Origin of the sequence: Vibrio sp. 10N.286.45.E10 (genome assembly GCF_002874195.2) — a bacterium.
GTDB classification, from domain to species: Bacteria; Pseudomonadota; Gammaproteobacteria; order Enterobacterales; family Vibrionaceae; genus Vibrio; species Vibrio crassostreae.
Genome location: NZ_MCWD02000003.1, coordinates 300,924 through 323,227, shown reverse-complemented (window position 1 = coordinate 323,227; position 22,304 = coordinate 300,924). Strand labels below are relative to the sequence as shown.

The following is a 22,304-nucleotide window of genomic DNA, read 5'->3' as shown; positions in this document are numbered from 1 at the left end:
TGAAAAAAGTTTTGAAAATAGTGGTTGACACTAAAACTTAAATCGCTAAAATGGCCGTCCGATTTGAGCGAAGCTCAAAAAGGAAAAGCTCTTTAACAATTTAAACCTATCAATCTGTGTGGGCACTCGTTGATGAATATCAAAACGTTATTACTTAGGTAATAGCAGTTACTTCGGTAACAAAATTGATTTCAATGAACTGAGTGACCAATACAAATAACCTCGGTTATTTGGCACAGTCAATTCATTATCATTCTGTTGGAATGGTAATAGCTTTAAAATTACATAGTAGTTTTGAAGTCAGTATTCGTTGAGTCACAAAATATTAAATTGAAGAGTTTGATCATGGCTCAGATTGAACGCTGGCGGCAGGCCTAACACATGCAAGTCGAGCGGAAACGACACTAACAATCCTTCGGGTGCGTTAATGGGCGTCGAGCGGCGGACGGGTGAGTAATGCCTAGGAAATTGCCTTGATGTGGGGGATAACCATTGGAAACGATGGCTAATACCGCATAATGCCTACGGGCCAAAGAGGGGGACCTTCGGGCCTCTCGCGTCAAGATATGCCTAGGTGGGATTAGCTAGTTGGTGAGGTAATGGCTCACCAAGGCGACGATCCCTAGCTGGTCTGAGAGGATGATCAGCCACACTGGAACTGAGACACGGTCCAGACTCCTACGGGAGGCAGCAGTGGGGAATATTGCACAATGGGCGAAAGCCTGATGCAGCCATGCCGCGTGTATGAAGAAGGCCTTCGGGTTGTAAAGTACTTTCAGTTGTGAGGAAGGGGGTAGTGTTAATAGCGCTATCTCTTGACGTTAGCAACAGAAGAAGCACCGGCTAACTCCGTGCCAGCAGCCGCGGTAATACGGAGGGTGCGAGCGTTAATCGGAATTACTGGGCGTAAAGCGCATGCAGGTGGTTCATTAAGTCAGATGTGAAAGCCCGGGGCTCAACCTCGGAACTGCATTTGAAACTGGTGAACTAGAGTACTGTAGAGGGGGGTAGAATTTCAGGTGTAGCGGTGAAATGCGTAGAGATCTGAAGGAATACCAGTGGCGAAGGCGGCCCCCTGGACAGATACTGACACTCAGATGCGAAAGCGTGGGGAGCAAACAGGATTAGATACCCTGGTAGTCCACGCCGTAAACGATGTCTACTTGGAGGTTGTGGCCTTGAGCCGTGGCTTTCGGAGCTAACGCGTTAAGTAGACCGCCTGGGGAGTACGGTCGCAAGATTAAAACTCAAATGAATTGACGGGGGCCCGCACAAGCGGTGGAGCATGTGGTTTAATTCGATGCAACGCGAAGAACCTTACCTACTCTTGACATCCAGAGAAGCCAGCGGAGACGCAGGTGTGCCTTCGGGAGCTCTGAGACAGGTGCTGCATGGCTGTCGTCAGCTCGTGTTGTGAAATGTTGGGTTAAGTCCCGCAACGAGCGCAACCCTTATCCTTGTTTGCCAGCGAGTAATGTCGGGAACTCCAGGGAGACTGCCGGTGATAAACCGGAGGAAGGTGGGGACGACGTCAAGTCATCATGGCCCTTACGAGTAGGGCTACACACGTGCTACAATGGCGCATACAGAGGGCAGCAAGCTAGCGATAGTGAGCGAATCCCAAAAAGTGCGTCGTAGTCCGGATTGGAGTCTGCAACTCGACTCCATGAAGTCGGAATCGCTAGTAATCGTAGATCAGAATGCTACGGTGAATACGTTCCCGGGCCTTGTACACACCGCCCGTCACACCATGGGAGTGGGCTGCAAAAGAAGTGGGTAGTTTAACCTTTCGGGGAGGACGCTCACCACTTTGTGGTTCATGACTGGGGTGAAGTCGTAACAAGGTAGCCCTAGGGGAACCTGGGGCTGGATCACCTCCTTATACGAAGATATTCACGATAAGTGTCCACACAGATTGATTAGGTTTAGAAAGTAAAAGAGACGAAGAACTCCCAAGTTCTTCAATCCAGTGTCCCGTTCGTCTAGAGGCCTAGGACACCGCCCTTTCACGGCGGTAACAGGGGTTCGACTCCCCTACGGGATACCATTGGGTCGTTAGCTCAGTTGGTAGAGCAGTTGACTTTTAATCAATTGGTCGCAGGTTCGAATCCTGCACGACCCACCATTTCCTCCCAAGGAAATAAAATATGGGGCTATAGCTCAGCTGGGAGAGCGCCTGCCTTGCACGCAGGAGGTCTGCGGTTCGATCCCGCATAGCTCCACCATTCCTTCCATAAGAATGGCTTTTATTTTCACTTTTAAAAAGTGAAGACAAAAGGAAACTTTATGGGCGATTAGCTCAGTTGGGAGAGCACCTGCCTTACAAGCAGGGGGTCACTGGTTCGAGCCCGGTATCGCCCACCATCTTTAAGCATTCTCGTAAGAGAGTATTTAAAAATGGTTTTGAAAGTTTAAAACTTGAAAAACTCTTGCTCTTTAACAATTTGGAAAGCTGACTGATTGATTTACTTACGAGTAATTCAATCAAATTTAAAAGTTCTCAATGTTTATCTTTCATTAGATAAACACAACAAACACATTCAAGTGTCTTGTATTCGAATCAAACTTAGTTTGATTCACAATTGAGTCCGGCAAACAGTCATTGAGAATTAACCCTTCTTAATGACAACCAAAAACCTTGGTTAGTTGCCATACGCTAAGACCCTTTCGGGTTGTATGGTTAAGTGACTAAGCGTACACGGTGGATGCCTTGGCAGTCAGAGGCGATGAAAGGCGTAATAACTTGCGATAAGCCCAGATTAGGTAGTAATAACCTTTTGAGTCTGGGATTCCTGAATGGGGAAACCCACTTACATAAGTAAGTATCCTGTTGTGAATACATAGCAGCAGGAGGCAAACCGGGGGAACTGAAACATCTAAGTACCCCGAGGAAGAGAAATCAACCGAGATTCCGAAAGTAGCGGCGAGCGAAATTGGATTAGCCCTTAAGCTTTTAATGATGCAGGTGAAGAGTCTGGAAAGTCTCGCAATAAAGGGTGATAGCCCCGTAACCGACACATCATAATCAGTGAAAACGAGTAGGGCGGGACACGTGATATCCTGTCTGAATATGGGGGGACCATCCTCCAAGGCTAAATACTACTGACTGACCGATAGTGAACCAGTACCGTGAGGGAAAGGCGAAAAGAACCCCTGTGAGGGGAGTGAAATAGAACCTGAAACCGTGTACGTACAAGCAGTAGGAGCACCTTCGTGGTGTGACTGCGTACCTTTTGTATAATGGGTCAGCGACTTAATTTTAGTAGCAAGGTTAACCGTTTAGGGGAGCCGTAGGGAAACCGAGTCTTAACTGGGCGTACAGTTGCTAGGATTAGACCCGAAACCAGGTGATCTAGCCATGGGCAGGTTGAAGGTTGAGTAACATCAACTGGAGGACCGAACCGACTAATGTTGAAAAATTAGCGGATGACTTGTGGCTAGGGGTGAAAGGCCAATCAAACCTGGAGATAGCTGGTTCTCCCCGAAAGCTATTTAGGTAGCGCCTCGGACGAATACTACTGGGGGTAGAGCACTGTTAAGGCTAGGGGGTCATCCCGACTTACCAACCCTTTGCAAACTCCGAATACCAGTAAGTACTATCCGGGAGACACACGGCGGGTGCTAACGTCCGTCGTGGAGAGGGAAACAACCCAGACCGCCAGCTAAGGTCCCAAAGTATAGCTAAGTGGGAAACGATGTGGGAAGGCTCAGACAGCCAGGATGTTGGCTTAGAAGCAGCCATCATTTAAAGAAAGCGTAATAGCTCACTGGTCGAGTCGGCCTGCGCGGAAGATGTAACGGGGCTAAGCTATACACCGAAGTTGCGGCTACGTACCTTAGGGTATGTGGGGTAGGGGAGCGTTCTGTAAGCCGTTGAAGGTGGTCTGTAAGGGCTGCTGGAGGTATCAGAAGTGCGAATGCTGACATGAGTAACGATAAAGGGAGTGAAAAACTCCCTCGCCGGAAGACCAAGGGTTCCTGTCCAACGTTAATCGGGGCAGGGTAAGTCGACTCCTAAGGCGAGGCCGAAAGGCGTAGTCGATGGGAAACAGGTTAATATTCCTGTACTTCTTACAATTGCGATGGGGGGACGGAGAAGGCTAGGTGGGCCTGGCGACGGTTGTCCAGGTTCAAGTACGTAGGCGGGTGGTTTAGGTAAATCCGGACCGCTACTAACGCTGAGATACGATGTCGAGCTACTACGGTAGTGAAGTCATTGATGCCATGCTTCCAGGAAAAGCCTCTAAGCTTCAGATTGTAAGGAATCGTACCCCAAACCGACACAGGTGGTCGGGTAGAGAATACCAAGGCGCTTGAGAGAACTCGGGTGAAGGAACTAGGCAAAATGGTACCGTAACTTCGGGAGAAGGTACGCTCTTATCAGTGAAGTCCCTTGCGGATGGAGCAGACGAGAGTCGCAGATACCAGGTGGCTGCAACTGTTTATTAAAAACACAGCACTGTGCAAAATCGTAAGATGACGTATACGGTGTGACGCCTGCCCGGTGCCGGAAGGTTAATTGATGGGGTTAGACTTCGGTCGAAGCTCTTGATCGAAGCCCCGGTAAACGGCGGCCGTAACTATAACGGTCCTAAGGTAGCGAAATTCCTTGTCGGGTAAGTTCCGACCTGCACGAATGGCGTAATGATGGCCACGCTGTCTCCACCCGAGACTCAGTGAAATTGAAATCGCTGTGAAGATGCAGTGTACCCGCGGCTAGACGGAAAGACCCCGTGAACCTTTACTACAGCTTGGCACTGAACATTGAACCTACATGTGTAGGATAGGTGGGAGACTTTGAAACCGCGTCGCTAGATGTGGTGGAGTCGTCCTTGAAATACCACCCTTGTAGTTTTGATGTTCTAACGTTGGTCCCTGAATCGGGATTACGGACAGTGCCTGGTGGGTAGTTTGACTGGGGCGGTCTCCTCCCAAAGAGTAACGGAGGAGCACGAAGGTGGGCTAAACACGGTTGGACATCGTGTGGTTAGTGCAATGGCATAAGCCCGCTTGACTGCGAGAATGACAATTCGAGCAGGTGCGAAAGCAGGTCATAGTGATCCGGTGGTTCTGAATGGAAGGGCCATCGCTCAACGGATAAAAGGTACTCCGGGGATAACAGGCTGATACCGCCCAAGAGTTCATATCGACGGCGGTGTTTGGCACCTCGATGTCGGCTCATCACATCCTGGGGCTGAAGTCGGTCCCAAGGGTATGGCTGTTCGCCATTTAAAGTGGTACGCGAGCTGGGTTTAGAACGTCGTGAGACAGTTCGGTCCCTATCTGCCGTGGGCGTTGGAAAATTGAAAGGGGCTGCTCCTAGTACGAGAGGACCGGAGTGGACGAACCTCTGGTGTTCGGGTTGTCATGCCAATGGCATTGCCCGGTAGCTAAGTTCGGAATCGATAACCGCTGAAAGCATCTAAGCGGGAAGCGAGCCTTGAGATGAGTTTTCCCTGGCGCTATAAGCGTCCTAAAGGGTTGTCGTAGACTACGACGTTGATAGGCAGGGTGTGTAAGTGCTGCGAGGCATTGAGCTAACCTGTACTAATTGCCCGTGAGGCTTAACCATACAACACCCAAGGGGTTTTGTGGACTCAAAGAAATACCAAACGCTTGAATGAGTTTGAAGAGAAACTTTTAAAGCTCTATTAAATAGAGAAGCAGCTTTCCGAATTTTAAAATTTGCTTGGCGACCATAGCATTGTGGACCCACCTGATTCCATGCCGAACTCAGAAGTGAAACACAATAGCGCCGATGGTAGTGTGGGGCTTCCCCATGTGAGAGTAGGACATCGCCAGGCTTTAATTTCGTTATTTGCATAGCAAGTAACAACCTCAACAGTGCACAAATCTGTTGATGACAATTTGTTGGAGGGATGGCTGAGTGGTCGAAAGCACCGGTCTTGAAAACCGGCAACCGTTAATAGCGGTTCTAGGGTTCAAATCCCTATCCCTCCACCACCATTGAAAAGCCCGCTGAGAAATCAGCGGGCTTTTTTCATATCTGTCGTTTAGAAAAACAAAAAGAGCACTAACGTGCTCTTTATCTGTGACTCTATCCCCGTTTGTTACCACTTATATATTCTTTAGTCTTGCAGATATTTTCCTTCGGCGACCTGCCAAAATGCTCTAATTAATGGGTTTTCTAACTGTGCTCTCTTGCAGCAAACACCCAACTCAAAGGGTTTGATGGGTTCTATCTTTAAGCGGTCGACTTTATCTCTTACAGGGCTATTGTTAATCACCACGTCAGGTGCAATTCCTACCCCACAACCTAGCGCCACCATACTCACTATCGCCTCATGGCCTGAAACTTGCGCGTATATGTTGGGTTTTATCTTCATCTTTTTGAACCATGCATTGGCACGTTCACGCGCCGTACCTGCTTCAGGGATGATAAAGGGCACTTCATTCCAGTTTGGCTTGTCAGACTGAAGTTGCTGGCTAAAGCTGCTGACACCTGATGGAATTATGACGGATAGTGGAATATCGCTGATGGTCTCGAATTCTAATCTTGAAGGAAGAATGTCTGGCTTTGCTGAAATCGCGATATCCGCCTCATCGTTTAAAATCTTGTCGATGGATTGAGCTGGATCGCCAGTAGAGAGCTTAAATTCAATATACGGATGAATAGCCCTAAATTCGGTTATGAGTTCAGGTAAGTGACTGTAGCTAGCTGTTACTGAACAAAATATACGGATCTCACCTTTAAGCTCTTGCTCTCCACCTTTCAAATGAAGATTGTATTGCTGCCACTCTCCAACGATGCTTAGTGCTACAGGCAATAGGTGTTTTCCTGCTGGGGTGAGATCAACACTGCGGTTGTCTCTGATAAGCAGTTCTTGTCCTGTTTCCTCTTCAAGCTTTTGTATCTGACGGCTCAGCGCTGAAGGACTGACATGCATAGCAGCAGCGGTTTTGCTGAAACTCTTGCTATTACATAAATGTATAAATAATTGTAGAGATTTTATGTTCATGTTCTGCGATCGTTTCCATGTTGCATTTATTGCAATAACTAATTGTGAATATATCACTTTCAGCAACGGAGTGTCTGTTTTAGTATGAAGTCATTCGATAGAGAGATATCGACCTTACGGACTTATTTTTAAAGGAGTGCCCTAGAATGGCTAACTATTTCAATACATTAAACCTTCGTGAACAACTAGACCAACTAGGTCGTTGCCGCTTTATGGATCGTGAGGAATTCGCGACAGAAGCTGAATTTCTTGAAGGTAAGAAAATCGTAATTGTTGGTTGTGGTGCTCAAGGCCTAAACCAAGGTCTAAACATGCGTGATTCTGGTCTAGACGTATCTTACGCTCTACGCCAAGCAGCAATTGATGAAAAGCGTCAATCATTCAAAAATGCTGATGAAAATGGCTTTGTTGTGGGTAGCTACGAAACACTAATCCCTCAAGCAGACCTAGTAATCAACCTTACTCCAGATAAGCAACACACAAATGTTGTTGAAACTGTAATGCCTCTAATGAAAGAAGGTGCTGCACTTGGTTACTCTCACGGCTTTAACGTTGTTGAAGAAGGCATGCAGTTACGTTCTGACCTTACGGTTGTAATGGTTGCTCCTAAGTGTCCTGGTTCTGAAGTTCGCGAAGAGTACAAGCGTGGTTTCGGTGTACCAACACTGATTGCTGTTCACCCAGAGAATGACCCTAAAGGTGATGGCTGGGATATCGCTAAAGCTTGGGCTGCAGGTACTGGTGGTCACCGTGCAGGTTGCCTAGAGTCTTCTTTCGTAGCGGAAGTTAAGTCTGACCTTATGGGTGAGCAAACTATCCTTTGTGGCATGCTACAAGCGGGTTCTATCGTATCTTACGAGAAGATGATTGCTGACGGTATCGAACCTGGCTACGCAGGCAAACTTCTACAATACGGTTGGGAAACGATCACTGAAGCACTTAAGTTTGGTGGCGTAACTCACATGATGGATCGTTTATCTAACCCAGCTAAAGTTAAAGCGTTTGAGCTTTCTGAAGAGCTTAAAGACCTAATGCGTCCGCTTTACAACAAGCACATGGATGACATCATCTCTGGGCACTTCTCTAGCACAATGATGGCTGACTGGGCGAACGATGACGTGAACCTACTAGGCTGGCGTGAAGAGACAGGCGAAACGGCATTCGAAAACTACCCAGCTTCTGACGTAGAAATCTCAGAGCAAGAGTACTTCGACAACGGTATCCTAATGGTTGCTATGGTTCGTGCAGGTGTTGAGCTAGCATTCGAAGCTATGACTGCATCAGGCATCATCGACGAGTCTGCTTACTACGAATCTCTACATGAGCTTCCACTAATCGCAAACACAGTTGCTCGTAAGCGTCTTTACGAAATGAACGTTGTAATCTCAGATACTGCTGAGTACGGTAACTACCTATTCGCTAACGTAGCAACACCGTTACTACGTGAGAAGTTCATGCCTTCAGTAGCAACTGACGTAATCGGCCGCGGTCTAGGTGAAGCATCTAACCAAGTTGATAACGCTAAGCTAATTGAAGTAAACGAAGCTATCCGTAACCACCCTGTAGAGTACATTGGTGAAGAGCTACGTAGCTACATGAGTGACATGAAGCGTATCGCTGTAGGCGGTTAATTAGTCGCTTAGATACTGATAAATTTGCAGAAAAAGCGAAGCAGTATCACTAACTCCTTACAGGTTGGAGTTATAAGTAAGCAACACAACATCTAATAAAAAGGCTTGGTCGCCGTTGACCAAGCCTTTTTGCTTTTAGTAACAAAGTCTTAAAAATCAATCAAATGAACATTGCTTGATCAGTCTTCGTCGACTTTCAGGTCTTGATTGATCCTCAGAAATACAAAAGGGTTGGCGTTTTCACACCAACCCTTTCAGTTTTCTTGCTTTGCGCTTACTTATCGGCAATCTTTGCTTCTAAGTCAGCTAGCTTTTGTTCCATTTCAGTTAGCTTTTGGCGAGTGCGAAGCAGTACTTGTGTTTGAACATCAAACTCTTCACGGCTCACAACGTCTAGCTTGTTTAGTTGGCCTTGGATAACTTGGCGAACTTTTTGATCTACGTCTGAACCAAGCTCTTTTACTGGTTGAGGCATAGAATCGTGGATCTGCTTAGCAATCTGCTCTAGTTTTTTTGGATCAAACATATCAATTAAAACTCCTGAATATTTACCACTATTCTATTTAATCACACTTGAGATGTCGCCTATGGCGTATAAAAAAAGGCCACCGAAGTAGCCTTTTTATTGTTAATACGACTTAGCGATTACTTATTATCAGCTAATTCTCTGTGTGCCGCTTTTGCTTCATCGATGCGAGCTAGCTTTTCTAGGTCTTTGTCTTCTACAAATACAGGTAGAGGTTTGTGTTTTTCAGCCAAGTAGCTGTAAATCACTGGCAGTACAAATAGCGTGAAGATAGTACCAATCGCTAGACCAGCAACGATTACGATACCAATACTAAAGCGCTGAGCTGCACCCGCACCACTTGCGTACATCAGTGGGATTAGACCCGCGATCATCGCAGCTGTTGTCATCAGGATTGGACGAAGACGAACCTTCGCAGCTTCCATTACCGCTTCGATACGAGTCTTGTGATGATGCAACTGTTCTTCTTTTGCAACTTCACAGATCAAGATACCGTGCTTGGTAATTAGGCCGACTAAGGTGATCAAACCTACTTGCGAGTAGATGTTCATTGTTGCCGCACCCCAAGCCAGAGCTATTAGGGCACCACAGATCGCCAGTGGTACAGATACCATGATAACCAATGGATCTTTCAGAGATTCGAATTGAATCGCTAGTACCAAGAAGATGATAGCCAGTGCTAGACCAAAGGTCGCGTAAAGTGCGCTACCTTCAGTTACGTATTGACGTGCTTCACCCATGTAATCGTGGTTGTAGCCACTTGGAAGCTTATTCGCCGCCGTGTCTTCAAACCATGCAATTGCATCACCCATTGCAGCGCCTGGAGCAGGTACTGCACCAATCGTAGCTGAGTTCAATTGGTTGAAGTGAGGAAGAGAGCGAGGCTCTGCCACAACATCAATCGTAATCAAACTGCCTAATGGGACAGCATTACCGTCCGCAGCACGTACGTAGTAGTTATTCATCGATTCTGGGTTCAAACGGAATTTACGTTCAACCTGAGGGATAACCTCGTAAGAACGACCATTCAAGTCGATACGGTTTACGTAGCCATCTGACATCATGGTACCTAGCGTGATACCGATATCTTGCATGGTTACGCCGTATGCGCCCGCTTTATCCTTGTCGATGTGTACTTTCATCGTTGCTGAGTCGTAGTTCAGATCGAGATCCGAGTATACGAATAGTGGGTTTGTCGCTACATCAGTCAAAATGTCAGTGGTGATTTGGAACAAGCTTTCAAAACTGTTTGGCGTTGTAATAACAAACTGAATTGGAAGGCCAGAACCTGCACCTGGTAGTTCTGGCATTTGGAAGGCTGTTACTGCCATTCCTGGAACATCTTTCACCAAACCACCAACGCGGTTTGCTACCTCAGATTGGCTTGCTTCACGCTCACTCCAAGGAACCATAGATGCAATACCAAACGCTTGGTTTGCATTAGGAACTCCTGTGAACACCTGCGCGTAAGCGACTTCTGGCTGGTCAGACAGAATCTTGTTTACGTCGTTCATGGTATTTTGCATGAAGTCTAAGTTCGCATTAGATGGTGCAGTACCCATTAGCATGATTACACCTTTATCTTCTGAAGGTGCTAATTCACTAGGGATGAACTTGAACAACATCGGCAAACTTGCAAATACGATGATAGCAAAGCCAATAAATACTGGACGATGTTGCATTACCGCGCCAAGCATACGCTCGTAACGGTTAGTCATACCATCCAAAACGCTATGAACCTTCTGTTCAAACTTGCTCGGCTCAGCGTGAGCTTTCAGCATTTTTGAACACATCATTGGCGACAGCGTTAGTGCCACGATACCTGATACAAATACAGAACCGGCTAGGGTTAATGCGAACTCTTTAAATAGTGAGCCCGTGATACCGCCCATCATTGCGATTGGAGCGTATACCGCACCTAGCGTGAGTGTCATTGCGATAACAGGGACCGCAATTTCACGAGTACCGATGATCGCAGCGCGGAAAGGGGACTCTCCGAGCTTGATATGCCTGTCGACGTTCTCAAGTACCACGATCGCATCATCTACCACCAGACCGATGGCGAGTACCATTGCCAGTAGTGTCATCAGGTTCCAAGAGAAGCCCATCGCCTGCATTACCATTGCCACACCAATCAGAGATAGTGGGATAGTAACGATAGGGATCAGTACCGCTCGGAATGAACCTAAGAACAATGTGATTACGATTAATACGATTAATGCCGCTTCAAGAATTGTCTTGATAACTTCTTGAATTGACTCGTTAATCGCAATGGTTGAATCGTACATTACGTTCATTGAGATGTTGCTTGGAAGGTTCTTCTCTAGCTGAGGAAGAAGCTCAAGTACATCTGCAGCGATGTTGATTGGGTTCGCACTTGGTGCCGCATTAATTGCTGCAACAACCGCCTCCTGACCGTTCGCACTTGCACGATAAACGTCGTGGCTTTTCTCTAGAGAAACCTTAGCGATGTCAGACAGACGGATAATCTCACCTTCACCACTTCTAACGACTAAGTTCTCTAACTCTTCAGTGTTTGATACTTGTGTATCGGCACTGCCGTTATAAAGAACGAATTCGCCAGTAGCTTGACCTGTCGCTGACTGGTAGTTGTTGGCATTCAATACCGACATAACATCAGTAGCAGTTAGGTTAACAGCTGCCATTTTTGATGGATCTAGCCATACGCGCAGTGCGTATTTCATACCACCATAAAGGTCGACTTTAGATACACCATTTACCGTGAATAGTTGCGGGTTGATTACACGCTCTAGGTAGTCGGTAATTTGGCTCGACACCAACTCATCACTGGTAAAACCAATGTAGAGTACAGCTGTCGTTGAACCGGTAGACATGGTTACGGTTGGATCTTCTGCTTCTTTAGGAAGCTGAGAACGCACCGAGTTAGTCTTGGCCAGTATGTCAGACAGCGCCGCATTCGGGTCGGTGTTCAACTTCATGTTCACGGTAATAGTAGAACTACCGAGCACAGAAGAAGAAGTCATATAGTCGATGTTATCCGCTTGAGCCACAGCCTGTTCGAGGGGCTGGGTGATAAAGCCTTGGATAAGATCGGCACTTGCACCGTAGTAACTCGTGGTTACGGTTACGACGGTATTCGTCATTTCAGGGTATTCACGCACCTGCATTTTGAAGATTGCTTGTAAGCCAAGCAGCGCAATCAAAAAGCTGATGGATACCGCTAGAACTGGACGTTTAATAAAAACATCAGTAAAGCGCATTGTGCCTCCAGTTACAGCTTAGGTGTTTCAGATGGTGGAGTGATTGCATCACTTTCAACAACCTTAACTTTGGCACCGTTACTTAGACGTACTTGGCCAGAAGTTACAACCGTATCGCCGGCTTTAACGCCTTCAAGGATGTGTGCAATATCAGCTGTACGCTCACCTACTTTTACAACATGTTGAGCAACACGTTGAACGCCGTCTTCTTCAGTCAGGATGTAAACATTGTCACCGTATAGAGTGAAAGTAATCGCCGTTTGAGGCAGAGTTACTTGGTTCTCTAGTTTAGGCAGAATGATGTTAGCGCGAGCGAACATACCGCTACGAAGCTTGCCATCATTGTTTGGAATGTCTGCTTGAACTTGGATAAGACCACTTTGGATGCTTACAGCTGGTTCAATTGCACTGATAGAGCCTTCAAACGGTGTCTCTGGGTAAGCATCAACAAAGATGTCGATAGCCTGACCAACATTGATACGAGAGATATCTGTTTGAGAAACTGTGAAGCGCAGACGCATGACACTGGTATCTTCTAAACGAACGATATCGGTACCCGATTGTAGGTATTGGCCTAGGTATACGTTACGAATACCAACAGTACCGTCGAATGGCGCGCGAATTTCACGACGCTCGATCGATGCTTTTAGGCTTTCAATGTCAGCAGATAGAGAGAAGTAGTTCGCTTCTGCTTCATCGTACGCTTCTTTAGAGATAGAACCTTTCTTGAATAGACCTTGGTAACGCTTGTATTTTGCTTTCGCAGCAGGCAAACGAGCTTCAGAACTCTTTAGGTTTGCTTTCTCTACGTCAGAATCAAGACGCACCAGTTGCTGACCACTCTTAACATCAGTACCTGACTCGAAAGAGATCTGGTCAATAACACCGCTGGTCTCGTTCGCTAGTGTCACACCTTGGTTAGGTTCGATGAAGCCGATAGCTTCAATCACTGGAACCCAGTCGATCGGCTGAACTTCAGTTACCGTTACTGGAAACTCTGGTTCAGGGCGGTTGGCCATATACTCAGCAATTTTTTGTTGTTTGAACATGTTAAACCCAATAACGCTGCCGAAAAGTAGTACAGCGATGAGTAACATGAAGAAAGTCCACTTTTTCATTATGGTCAAAACTCCGATCTAGTGTTTAATTATTGCGTCCCAACTGGCTTCGATTGCAGATTCTAGTTCTGCCTCATCAAGTTGGTAAAATCCTAAAGAATGCTTGCGTGCTAGAGAAACACTAGCCGCCAAGCTCAATCCACCTAATACTTCATTGTTAAGTGGTTTAAACAATCCTTGTTCCTTCCCCTCATTAAATAGCAGCTCAACTTGGGCAAACATTTTACGTTCTAGTTCCCTGAAGTTTAGGCTATTTGTGATGGGTAGAGAGTCATACTGAACTCGATTTTTTATTGCGGCTAAATTCGTTCCTGCTAAGTTCCATATGTTCAACCACATAGTACGGTAGCGTTGTTTAATTGGATCCGAATCATTAACCCCTTCTTGAACAGCATCAGCTACTCTTTGAGTCACGAGCATTCGAACATCTTCTATCAAGTGCTCTTTATCATCGAAGTAGCGATAGATAGTGCCTGCAGCCACTCCCGCTTCTTTGGCTAATTTTTGCATTGAAAGGCCTTGGAAACCGACCTCTGCAATTAGCTTTTCAGCTGCAGAAAGTATTTGCTGGCGTTTATCCCGAGGTGCATGAGTTGTCATTATTCCATCACCAGTGAATGAACGTTCATTCATTATAGCCTAAGAACCACACACATGTGCAACAAAGTTTTACACAAGCAGCGTAAAAATCTTGTATAAGAGAACGTAGCATTCGAGGTGTTGCAGCATTATTATAAGCGCGCAATTTAATTCGCTCCTCTAGACCAAATTGAGAACCAAATGAAACTGAACCCAAGACAAGATGAAGCCGTGAAATATGTTTCGGGCCCCTGCCTAGTATTAGCGGGTGCTGGATCCGGTAAAACACGTGTTATCACGAATAAGATTGCTTACTTGGTTCAAGAGTGTGGCTATAAGGCTCGTAATATTGCAGCGGTAACCTTTACCAATAAAGCAGCACGTGAGATGAAAGAGCGTGTGGGGCAAACTCTGGGTAAAGGTGAATCGAAAGGCCTGATCGTTTCGACTTTTCATACCATGGGCTTAACTATCATTCGTCGTGAATACAAAGCGCTGGGTCTGAAAGCGGGTTTCTCTCTATTTGATGACCAAGACCAGTTGGCGCTATTAAAAGAGCTAACTGAGAGGCAGATCGATGGTGATAAGGATTTACTGCGCGCTTTAATGAGCACCATTTCTAATTGGAAGAATGACATGCTGACGCCAGAACAGGCGAAAGCACGTGCTCAAGGCGAACAAGAACAACTGTTTGCATTCTGTTTTGAGATGTACCAAAAACAGATGAAAGCATACAACGCGCTCGATTTTGATGACCTAATCGCGATGCCAGTATTACTCCTGAAAACCAATCAAGAAGTGCGTGAGCGCTGGCAGTCTCGTATTCGCTATTTACTGGTCGATGAGTACCAAGATACCAACACCAGTCAATATGAATTGGTGCGTCTTCTTGTGGGAGAGCGTGGTCGTTTGACGGTCGTAGGTGACGATGACCAATCTATTTACTCATGGCGTGGTGCAAAACCGCAAAACTTGGTGCTGTTAGGTGAGGATTACCCGAACTTACGCTTGATCAAACTAGAGCAGAACTACCGCTCAACGAGTCGAATTTTGCGTGCAGCGAATATCTTGATCGCTAATAACCCACACGTTTATGAAAAGTCACTGTTCTCTGAGATCCCGGACGGTGAAAAGCTCAAGGTACTGAATGCTAAGAATGAAGAGCATGAAGCAGAGCGTATTACAGGTGAGATCATCGCTCACAAGTTTTTGAATCGTACAGAATATAAAGATTACGCAGTGCTGTACCGTGGTAATCACCAATCTCGTTTGATTGAAAAAGCCTTGATGCAGAACCGTGTGCCTTACAAAATTTCTGGCGGTACCTCTTTCTTCGCTAGAGCTGAAATTAAAGACATCATGGCTTACCTCCGCGTGTTGGTGAACCCTGATGATGACAACGCGTTTCTACGTATTGTAAACACACCACGTCGTGAGATTGGCCCGGTGACGCTTGAGAAGTTAGGCAGCTACGCCAATATGCGTGGCAAGAGCTTGTTTGAAGCCAGCTTTGAGATGGGTTTAGAGCAAACTTTGACTGGTCGTGGTTTAGAAAACCTGCGCCGTTTCAGCGATTGGATTGTTCGTATTTCTGATAATGCCGAACGTGGCAATACCGTTGAGGCTGTTCGCTCTTTGGTTCGTGATATTAACTATGAAGATTGGTTGTACGAAACCTCGGCAAGCCCGAAAGCTGCAGAGATGAGAATGAAGAACGTTTCTGATCTTTATAGTTGGATCGTTGCTGACCTTGAGGGTGACAACTACGACAAAGAAGAGAAGACCCTACGAGAAGTGGTTCAACGTTTAACGCTACGTGACATGATGGAGCGTGGTGAAGATGATGACGATGCAGACCAAGTTCAATTAATGACATTGCACGCATCGAAAGGCCTAGAGTTTCCGTATGTGTTCCTGATGGGAGCCGAAGAGGGTATCTTGCCACACCAAACCAGTGTCGATGAAGGTAACGTAGAAGAAGAACGCCGTCTTATGTATGTAGGGATTACTCGAGCGCAGAAAGAGCTGACCTTCACTAAATGTCGTGAACGTCGTCAGTATGGCGAATTGATAAAGCCAACACAAAGCCGATTCCTTGATGAACTGCCGCATGAAGATGTGGAGTGGGAAAGCGTGAAGAAGCCTCAATCTGCAGAAGAAAGAATGGAGAAAGGACAGGCACACATTGCCAACATTCGTGCGATGTTCAACAAGAAGTAATGCCTTGCTTTAATCGCGTTATATAAAAGCCAATAAAAAAGGTGACCATGAGGTCACCTTTTTTGAATCTGGCATTTTTAATTACAGATCGGTAAATTACAGACCGGCAATCATGTGCTCGATAGCATCTTTGATTTCGTCGTCTGAACAGTCCATACATGAACCTTTCGCTGGCATAGCATTGAAGCCGTTGATTGCGTGGTCAGCTAGGATGTCGCGACCTTGGGCAATACGAGGACCCCAGTCACCAGCATCACCTGTTTTAGGTGCGCCACTTACGCCAGATGCGTGACAAGCGATACAAAAGGTACCGTAAACTGCTGCGCCATCGCGAGGGCCTGTTGGTACTGCGGCTACTGGCTCGCTGCCGACTAGGTAAACTTGGCCAACTGGTTTGATGCGTTCAGCAATAGCATCTTGCTCTGCTTCGCTTAAGCCTGAAGCCATAGCGCCAGTTGAAAAGGTTAAAACTGCGATGACAACGCTTAAAATTCGACGAGACATATCCATTAAACTCACTTTACATTCCCAAGGTAAGTACATGCTTACCAATTTATAGTGTTGGAAGGGTGTTTTGGCTTCATCAGCAAATAGCAACTGTTAAACCAATGTAAATAATGGGTGATTATATCCCGATAAGTTGTTGCAATAAACAACAACTTATAAGCTGTGGTGGGTTGTAGTACTCAAATAAGGGGTTTATCACATATTAACTGTCGAAAAAGAGACCAAACAGAAAAAAAAGTTAAAAAAGTACTAGACGGCATAAGGTGATATACGTATTATTCCACTCCGCCGACAGGGCATGCGCCTGTAGCTCAGCTGGATAGAGCGTTGGCCTCCGGAGCCAAAGGCCGAAGGTTCGAATCCTTTCAGGCGCGCCATCCGGTCTCTTACTTAGGTAAGTGAGAATTGGCAAAAAGAAATAATGGTGGCTATAGCTCAGTTGGTAGAGCCCTGGATTGTGATTCCGGTGGTCGCGAGTTCGAATCTCGTTAGCCACCCCATTCTTTCTTTACAAATTATTGGTAGCTTAGGCTTCCAGTGTTGATTCATTCTTCCCAAGAATCGATACGAAACTAGTCGGTGAATAGCGCAGCTTGGTAGCGCATCTGGTTTGGGACCAGAGGGTCGGGGGTTCGAATCCCTCTTCACCGACCACTATTTCAATAATCGCTTTTAGCGGTTATATAAAAAATTAGTGGTGGCTATAGCTCAGTTGGTAGAGCCCTGGATTGTGATTCCGGTGGTCGCGAGTTCGAATCTCGTTAGCCACCCCATTAATTTTGGTAGCTTTTTTGAAGTTTCCAGTTTGAGAAATCAAACAAAATGTCTCGGTGAATAGCGCAGCTTGGTAGCGCATCTGGTTTGGGACCAGAGGGTCGGGGGTTCGAATCCCTCTTCACCGACCACCTTAAGAAAGCTCATCAGAAATGATGAGCTTTTTTTTCATCTGTAGATCACAGGTTGGAACCCAAGTGGGGTTCGCCTGATGTTCAAAGGATGTCTCTTCACTGACCGCCTTTATGAAAGCTCATCAGAAATGATGAGCTTTTTTTTCATCTGTAGATCACAGGTTGGAACCCAAGTGGGGTTCGCCTGATGTTCAAAGGATGTCTCTTCACTGACCGCCTTTATGAAAGCTCATCAGAAATGATGAGCTTTTTTTTCATCTGTAGATCACTAGATAGGAACCCAAATGGGTTCGCCTGATGTTCAAAGAATGTCTCTTCACCGATCACTTAAGAAAGCTCATCAGAAATGATGGGCTTTGTTGCATATGTCGTGTCAGTATTCTTCAATTATTGCTTCTCACAGTGTTGAATTGGTCCAGTTCGACTCGCTCCTCTTTAATAAACTCCTTTTAGAAGCAAGAATCCCACCTTCGATCTCCTCGATTATTACGTCTGTATGGAGGTAGTTCATTTATCAAACGGAAAGATCTATATCTAATTTTATATAAAATAACCACTCAATAATTCGACAAATTAATAGGTCTGGTCTAGAGATTTTTGTGAAAAGTTGAATTTGGCCCTTAATCTGCTCACTAACCCATGTATTTGACAGCTTTCTACGCATTTGGTCGTTCAAAACTCCTCAGATTTATTAAGCCTTTCGTTTCTCTGGTTTGTATTTATCAAAAAAATACAAACGGTTAAATGTATGGTTACTTGGCGTGTATCTAGTTGTTTTATTTGTTTAAATTAACAAAGTTAGCGTTTGTTTCTATAGTGTTAATTGTTTCTTGGAATAATTATTTGTTTTTATTGAATGGTAGTGAGATCTGCTTTGAAGCACAGGTTTAACTCTACAAGTAAGCAGTGGTAAGGAGTTTGTGAGTATTTCTTGCCGATAATATAATGTTGATTTTTCTTACTATATGCTCTCTGGGTGAATAGTTATGTGGCACTTTTGCTTGCTAAGCGTTTAATGTCGACTTTTTATCCTATTTTTGTTGCTTTTCTGTGAATTATTTGCCAAATTGTCAACCGTATAAAATATCAGAACAATATTCTGGTAAGAATGGATTCAATTTTGCAGACAGGGCAGAAAGCTGCCAAAGCAGTAGAGGTCTGGTAATGTCACTTTTAGAAGTAAAAAATCTTCGTATCGAATACCCATCTCGTCATGGAGTTCACGCCGCAGTTAAATCGCTTTCGTTCAACATCGAACGTGGTGAGATCGTTGGTGTTGTAGGCGAGTCTGGTGCAGGTAAATCAACAGTAGGTAATGCTGTGATCGATTTGCTGAGCCCTCCTGGCCGCATTGCTAGCGGCGAGGTATTTCTGGATGGCGAAAAAGTCTCTGGCTTATCTCCTGAACAGATGCGTTCTGTTCGCGGCTCAAAGATTGGTTTTATCTTCCAAGATCCAATGACGTCTCTTAACCCTCTATTCACAGTAGAACAGCAGTTAAAAGAGACGATTCATGCCAACATGAAGGTTTCGGATCAAGAAGCCTACCAGCGTTCATTAGACTTGATGAACCAAGTGGGTATCCCACAACCTGAAAACCGTTTAAAGCAGTACCCACACCAGTTCTCTGGCGGTATGCGTCAGCGTGTGGTTATCGCGATCGCATTGGCTGGTGAACCTGACCTTATCATCGCAGATGAACCAACGACGGCACTGGATGTGTCTATTCAAGATCAAATCTTAGGTTTGATTCGCGATCTATGTATTAAGAAAAACGTAGGTTGTATGTTGGTCACGCACGACATGGGCGTGGTATCAAACGTTACCGACCGCGTAGCCGTTATGTATCGTGGTGACTTAGTTGAGTTTGGCCCGACGGCGAAAGTCCTTGGTACTCCTGAACACCCATACACACACAGTCTTATCTCAGCGGTTCCACGTTCAGACCGTAAACTTGATCGTTTCCCTCTTGTGAGCTACATCGAAGAAGCGCACGAGATGGAGCCTCTAGATGTGAAAAACCACTGGTTAGGCCAAAGCCAAGATCACCGTGATTACACTGGCCCATTGTTGAATGTTGAAAACGTGCACTTACGCTTTACCACCAAAGATTCTTTCTTTGAGAGTCGTCGTGAGTACGTTCAAGCATCAAACAACGTGAGCTTTGAAGTGCATGAAGGTGAGACGTTTGGCTTGGTAGGTGAATCAGGTTCAGGTAAATCAACGATTGCTCGTGTGATTGCTGGCTTGTACGCACCGAATTCAGGCAAGGTAACGTTTGAAGGCGTTGATCTTACTGGTCTTAAATCTGAAAAAGAACGTCGCCCTATGCGTCGTCAAATGCAGATGGTTTTCCAAAACCCTTACACATCAATGAACCCTCGAATGAAGATATTCGACATCATTGCTGAACCTATCCGATTCCATAAACTTACGCGCAACGAGAATGAAACTCGTCAGATCGTGAACGACCTTCTAGAGCACGTTGGTTTAGGCGTAATGGCCGGGGTTAAGTACCCACACGAATTCTCAGGTGGCCAACGTCAGCGTATTTCTATCGCTCGCGCTTTGGCAACTCGCCCTCGTCTTTTGATTTGTGATGAACCTACCTCGGCACTGGATGTGTCGGTACAGGCTCAGATCCTTAACCTACTAAAAGACTTACAAGATGAGCTAAACCTAACCATGCTGTTCATCAGTCACGATTTACCGGTTATTCGCCAAATGTGTGACCGTGTTGGTGTGATGCAAATGGGAGAACTATTGGAAGTCGCGCCAACCGAGCAGCTATTCCAATCGCCTCAGCATGAGTACAGCAAACACCTAATTTCTTTAATGCCTGAATTTACAGGTTTAAGAGAAGAAAAAGCAGTGGCACAAGCCGCGGTATAAAAATCAGCAGGCTGGAGTTTAGCTTGCTAAAAACAATAAACAGACGCAAATACAACAACTAGGGATCTGGATTCCCGCATGAAGGAGTTATGCAATGAAAACCATGAAAAGCAAATTAGCAGTAGCTTTAATGGCAGCTGGCCTAAGCTTTAGTGCAGCAGCAGCAGATATTACCGTTGGCTACGCAGCTGACCCTGTATCACTTGACCCGCACGAGCAGCTGTCTGGTGGCACACTGCAAATGTCTCACATGGTGTTTGACCCTCTAGTACGTTTCACAAAAGAGATGGATTTTGAAGGCCGCCTAGCATCTAGCTGGGAGCGTGTTGATGAAACGACTTTCCGTTTCAACCTACGTAAAGGTGTGAAATTCCACTCTGGTAACGAACTGACTGCTGATGATGTTGTGTGGACTTTTGAACGTCTACAAGCTTCTCCAGACTTTAAGTCTATCTTCACGCCATACGAAAAAATGGTAAAAGTGGATGACTACACAGTTGAGCTAGTATCAAAATCGGCTTACCCACTAGTACTACAAACAGCAACTTACATCTTCCCAATGGACAGCAAGTTCTACTCTGGCCAAACAGCGGAAGGTAAAGACAAGTCTGAGCTAGTTAAGCACGGTAACTCGTTTGCTTCGACTAACGTTTCAGGTACTGGCCCTTTCATCGTAACGCAGCGTGAGCAAGGCGTTAAAGTAACGTTCGAACGTTTCAACGATTACTGGGATACAGAAACTGAAGGTAACGTAGACAAGCTAACACTTGTGCCAATCAAAGAAGACGCGACACGTGTTGCAGCACTTCTTTCTGGCGACGTTGATATGATTCACCCAGTAGCACCAAACGATCACAAGCGTGTTAAAAACGCTAAGAACATCGATCTAGTAACGCTACCTGGTACTCGTATCATCACGTTCCAAATGAACCAAAACAGCAACGAAGCTCTTAAAGATGTTCGCGTTCGTCAGGCGATTGTTCACGCAATCAACAACGAAGGTATCGTTAAGAAGATCATGAAAGGCTTCGCAACAGCTGCTGGTCAGCAAAGCCCAACAGGCTACGCGGGTCACAACGAAGACCTAGTTCCTCGTTACGATCTGAAAAAAGCGAAAGAGTTGATGAAAGAAGCGGGCTACGAAGATGGCTTTACGCTAACTATGATGGCTCCAAACAACCGTTACGTGAACGATGCGAAAGTAGCGCAAGCGTCTGCGGCAATGCTGTCTAAGATTGGTATCAAAGTTGATCTTAAGACTATGCCTAAAGCACAGTACTGGCCTGAGTTTGACCTATGTTCAGCAGACATGATGATGATCGGCTGGCACTCAGATACTGAAGATTCAGCTAACTTCAACGAGTTCCTAACTATGACTCGTAACGAAGAGACTGGTCGTGGTCAATACAACTGTTCTGGTTACTCAAACCCAGAAATGGATGCGATTGTAGAAGCTTCTAACACTGAAACTGACCCAGTTAAGCGTGCTGAAATGCTGAAAGGCGTTGAAGCAACACTGTACAACGACGCAGCATTTGTACCTCTACACTGGCAGAGTGAAGCGTGGGGCGCGAAGTCTAACGTAGGTGCAGCAGACGTAGTAAACCCAATGGTTATGCCTTACTTCGGCGACCTAGTTGTAAAATAATCTAGCTTGCTAGAATCGAGAGCCTGAAGTTTTTCAGGCTCTCAAATTATTAA

10 protein-coding genes, 10 tRNA genes and 3 rRNA genes are annotated in these 22,304 nt (G+C 45.7%); 17 read left to right on the top strand and 6 right to left on the bottom strand.

All coding sequences use genetic code 11. The features are described 5' to 3' along the window. The first annotated feature begins 327 nt into the window (after positions 1-327). The 8 genes from BCU34_RS22720 (at position 328) to BCU34_RS22685 (ending at position 5,964) form a co-directional block, all read left to right on the top strand. Positions 328-1,882 (top strand): 16S ribosomal RNA (locus BCU34_RS22720). Positions 1,883-1,971: 89 nt separating this feature from the next. Beyond that, a tRNA-Glu gene (locus BCU34_RS22715) sits at positions 1,972-2,047 on the top strand. A 2-nt stretch (positions 2,048-2,049) separates the two neighbouring features. Beyond that, positions 2,050-2,125 (top strand) — tRNA-Lys (locus tag BCU34_RS22710). A gap of 24 nt (positions 2,126-2,149) precedes the next feature. Continuing rightward, positions 2,150-2,225, top strand: a tRNA-Ala gene (locus BCU34_RS22705). 63 nt (positions 2,226-2,288) lie between these two features. Then, positions 2,289-2,364: transfer RNA gene (locus BCU34_RS22700), tRNA-Val, on the top strand. Between the two features lie 314 nt (positions 2,365-2,678). After that, positions 2,679-5,572, top strand: a 23S ribosomal RNA gene (locus tag BCU34_RS22695). Positions 5,573-5,688: 116 nt separating this feature from the next. Then, positions 5,689-5,804: ribosomal RNA gene (gene rrf, locus BCU34_RS22690) — 5S ribosomal RNA — on the top strand. The 16S, 23S and 5S rRNA genes sit together here with 5 tRNA genes alongside, the layout of an rRNA operon. A 69-nt stretch (positions 5,805-5,873) precedes the next feature. After that, positions 5,874-5,964, top strand: a tRNA-Ser gene (locus tag BCU34_RS22685). Between the two features lie 125 nt (positions 5,965-6,089). On the opposite strand, the gene ilvY is transcribed toward BCU34_RS22685, so the two are convergent. Continuing rightward, the gene (gene ilvY / locus BCU34_RS22680; RefSeq protein WP_102479086.1) at positions 6,090-6,980 is read right to left on the bottom strand and encodes an HTH-type transcriptional activator IlvY; all 891 of its coding nucleotides are present in this window, start codon (positions 6,978-6,980) and stop codon (positions 6,090-6,092) included. A gap of 146 nt (positions 6,981-7,126) precedes the next feature. Between ilvY and ilvC the strand changes: the two genes are divergently transcribed. After that, a complete protein-coding gene (gene ilvC / locus BCU34_RS22675; protein WP_102479087.1) occupies positions 7,127-8,611 on the top strand; it encodes a ketol-acid reductoisomerase in 1,485 nt (494 codons plus the stop codon). Between the two features lie 274 nt (positions 8,612-8,885). Here ilvC and ubiK read toward each other — a convergent pair whose 3' ends face one another. From ubiK to BCU34_RS22655, 4 genes are all read right to left on the bottom strand, one after another. Then, positions 8,886-9,137, bottom strand: coding sequence for a ubiquinone biosynthesis accessory factor UbiK (gene ubiK / locus BCU34_RS22670; RefSeq protein ID WP_009848085.1), 252 nt, complete (start codon positions 9,135-9,137; stop codon positions 8,886-8,888). A gap of 119 nt (positions 9,138-9,256) precedes the next feature. Continuing rightward, positions 9,257-12,379, bottom strand: coding sequence for a multidrug efflux RND transporter permease subunit (locus BCU34_RS22665; protein ID WP_102479088.1), 3,123 nt, complete (start codon positions 12,377-12,379; stop codon positions 9,257-9,259). Positions 12,380-12,390: 11 nt separating this feature from the next. Continuing rightward, positions 12,391-13,497, bottom strand: coding sequence for an efflux RND transporter periplasmic adaptor subunit (locus tag BCU34_RS22660; protein WP_065677334.1), 1,107 nt, complete (start codon positions 13,495-13,497; stop codon positions 12,391-12,393). A gap of 18 nt (positions 13,498-13,515) precedes the next feature. After that, positions 13,516-14,097: a TetR/AcrR family transcriptional regulator gene (locus BCU34_RS22655; RefSeq protein WP_017629442.1), complete on the bottom strand. Its 582-nt coding sequence runs from the start codon at positions 14,095-14,097 to the stop codon at positions 13,516-13,518. A 180-nt stretch (positions 14,098-14,277) separates the two neighbouring features. Here BCU34_RS22655 and rep point away from each other — a divergent pair, with 180 nt between their 5' ends. Next, positions 14,278-16,296 carry a DNA helicase Rep gene (gene rep / locus BCU34_RS22650; protein WP_102479089.1) on the top strand — a complete coding sequence of 673 codons (2,019 nt, stop codon included), beginning with the start codon at positions 14,278-14,280 and terminating at the stop codon, positions 16,294-16,296. Positions 16,297-16,392: 96 nt separating this feature from the next. Here rep and BCU34_RS22645 read toward each other — a convergent pair whose 3' ends face one another. Continuing rightward, positions 16,393-16,806 (bottom strand): c-type cytochrome, encoded by a 414-nt coding sequence (locus BCU34_RS22645; RefSeq protein ID WP_102479090.1) that lies wholly within the window; start codon positions 16,804-16,806, stop codon positions 16,393-16,395. Between the two features lie 297 nt (positions 16,807-17,103). Between BCU34_RS22645 and BCU34_RS22640 the strand changes: the two genes are divergently transcribed. The 7 genes from BCU34_RS22640 (at position 17,104) to BCU34_RS22610 (ending at position 22,251) form a co-directional block, all read left to right on the top strand. Beyond that, positions 17,104-17,180 (top strand) — tRNA-Arg (locus BCU34_RS22640). Between the two features lie 47 nt (positions 17,181-17,227). Further along, positions 17,228-17,303 (top strand) — tRNA-His (locus BCU34_RS22635). Positions 17,304-17,380: 77 nt separating this feature from the next. After that, positions 17,381-17,457 (top strand) — tRNA-Pro (locus tag BCU34_RS22630). Between the two features lie 43 nt (positions 17,458-17,500). Further along, positions 17,501-17,576, top strand: a tRNA-His gene (locus BCU34_RS22625). Positions 17,577-17,631: 55 nt separating this feature from the next. Next, positions 17,632-17,708 (top strand) — tRNA-Pro (locus tag BCU34_RS22620). Between the two features lie 1,167 nt (positions 17,709-18,875). Continuing rightward, positions 18,876-20,603 (top strand): dipeptide ABC transporter ATP-binding protein, encoded by a 1,728-nt coding sequence (locus tag BCU34_RS22615; protein WP_019826573.1) that lies wholly within the window; start codon positions 18,876-18,878, stop codon positions 20,601-20,603. Positions 20,604-20,697: 94 nt separating this feature from the next. Next, on the top strand, positions 20,698-22,251 hold the full coding sequence (locus BCU34_RS22610; protein ID WP_102479792.1) for an ABC transporter substrate-binding protein: 1,554 nt from the start codon (positions 20,698-20,700) through the stop codon (positions 22,249-22,251). Positions 22,252-22,304: the final 53 nt, after the last annotated feature.

Bases quoted from the DNA above. Each gene is read 5' to 3' on its own strand.
- BCU34_RS22615 (WP_019826573.1), top strand. From the start codon at position 18,876: ATGTCACTTTTAGAAGTAAAAAATCTTCGTATCGAATACCCATCTCGT.
- BCU34_RS22665 (WP_102479088.1), bottom strand. From the start codon at position 12,379: ATGCGCTTTACTGATGTTTTTATTAAACGTCCAGTTCTAGCGGTATCC.
- ubiK (WP_009848085.1), bottom strand. From the start codon at position 9,137: ATGTTTGATCCAAAAAAACTAGAGCAGATTGCTAAGCAGATCCACGAT.
- BCU34_RS22610 (WP_102479792.1), top strand. From the start codon at position 20,698: ATGAAAACCATGAAAAGCAAATTAGCAGTAGCTTTAATGGCAGCTGGC.
- BCU34_RS22660 (WP_065677334.1), bottom strand. From the start codon at position 13,497: ATGAAAAAGTGGACTTTCTTCATGTTACTCATCGCTGTACTACTTTTC.
- ilvC (WP_102479087.1), top strand. From the start codon at position 7,127: ATGGCTAACTATTTCAATACATTAAACCTTCGTGAACAACTAGACCAA.
- BCU34_RS22645 (WP_102479090.1), bottom strand. From the start codon at position 16,806: ATGGATATGTCTCGTCGAATTTTAAGCGTTGTCATCGCAGTTTTAACC.
- BCU34_RS22655 (WP_017629442.1), bottom strand. From the start codon at position 14,097: ATGACAACTCATGCACCTCGGGATAAACGCCAGCAAATACTTTCTGCA.
- rep (WP_102479089.1), top strand. From the start codon at position 14,278: ATGAAACTGAACCCAAGACAAGATGAAGCCGTGAAATATGTTTCGGGC.
- ilvY (WP_102479086.1), bottom strand. From the start codon at position 6,980: ATGAACATAAAATCTCTACAATTATTTATACATTTATGTAATAGCAAG.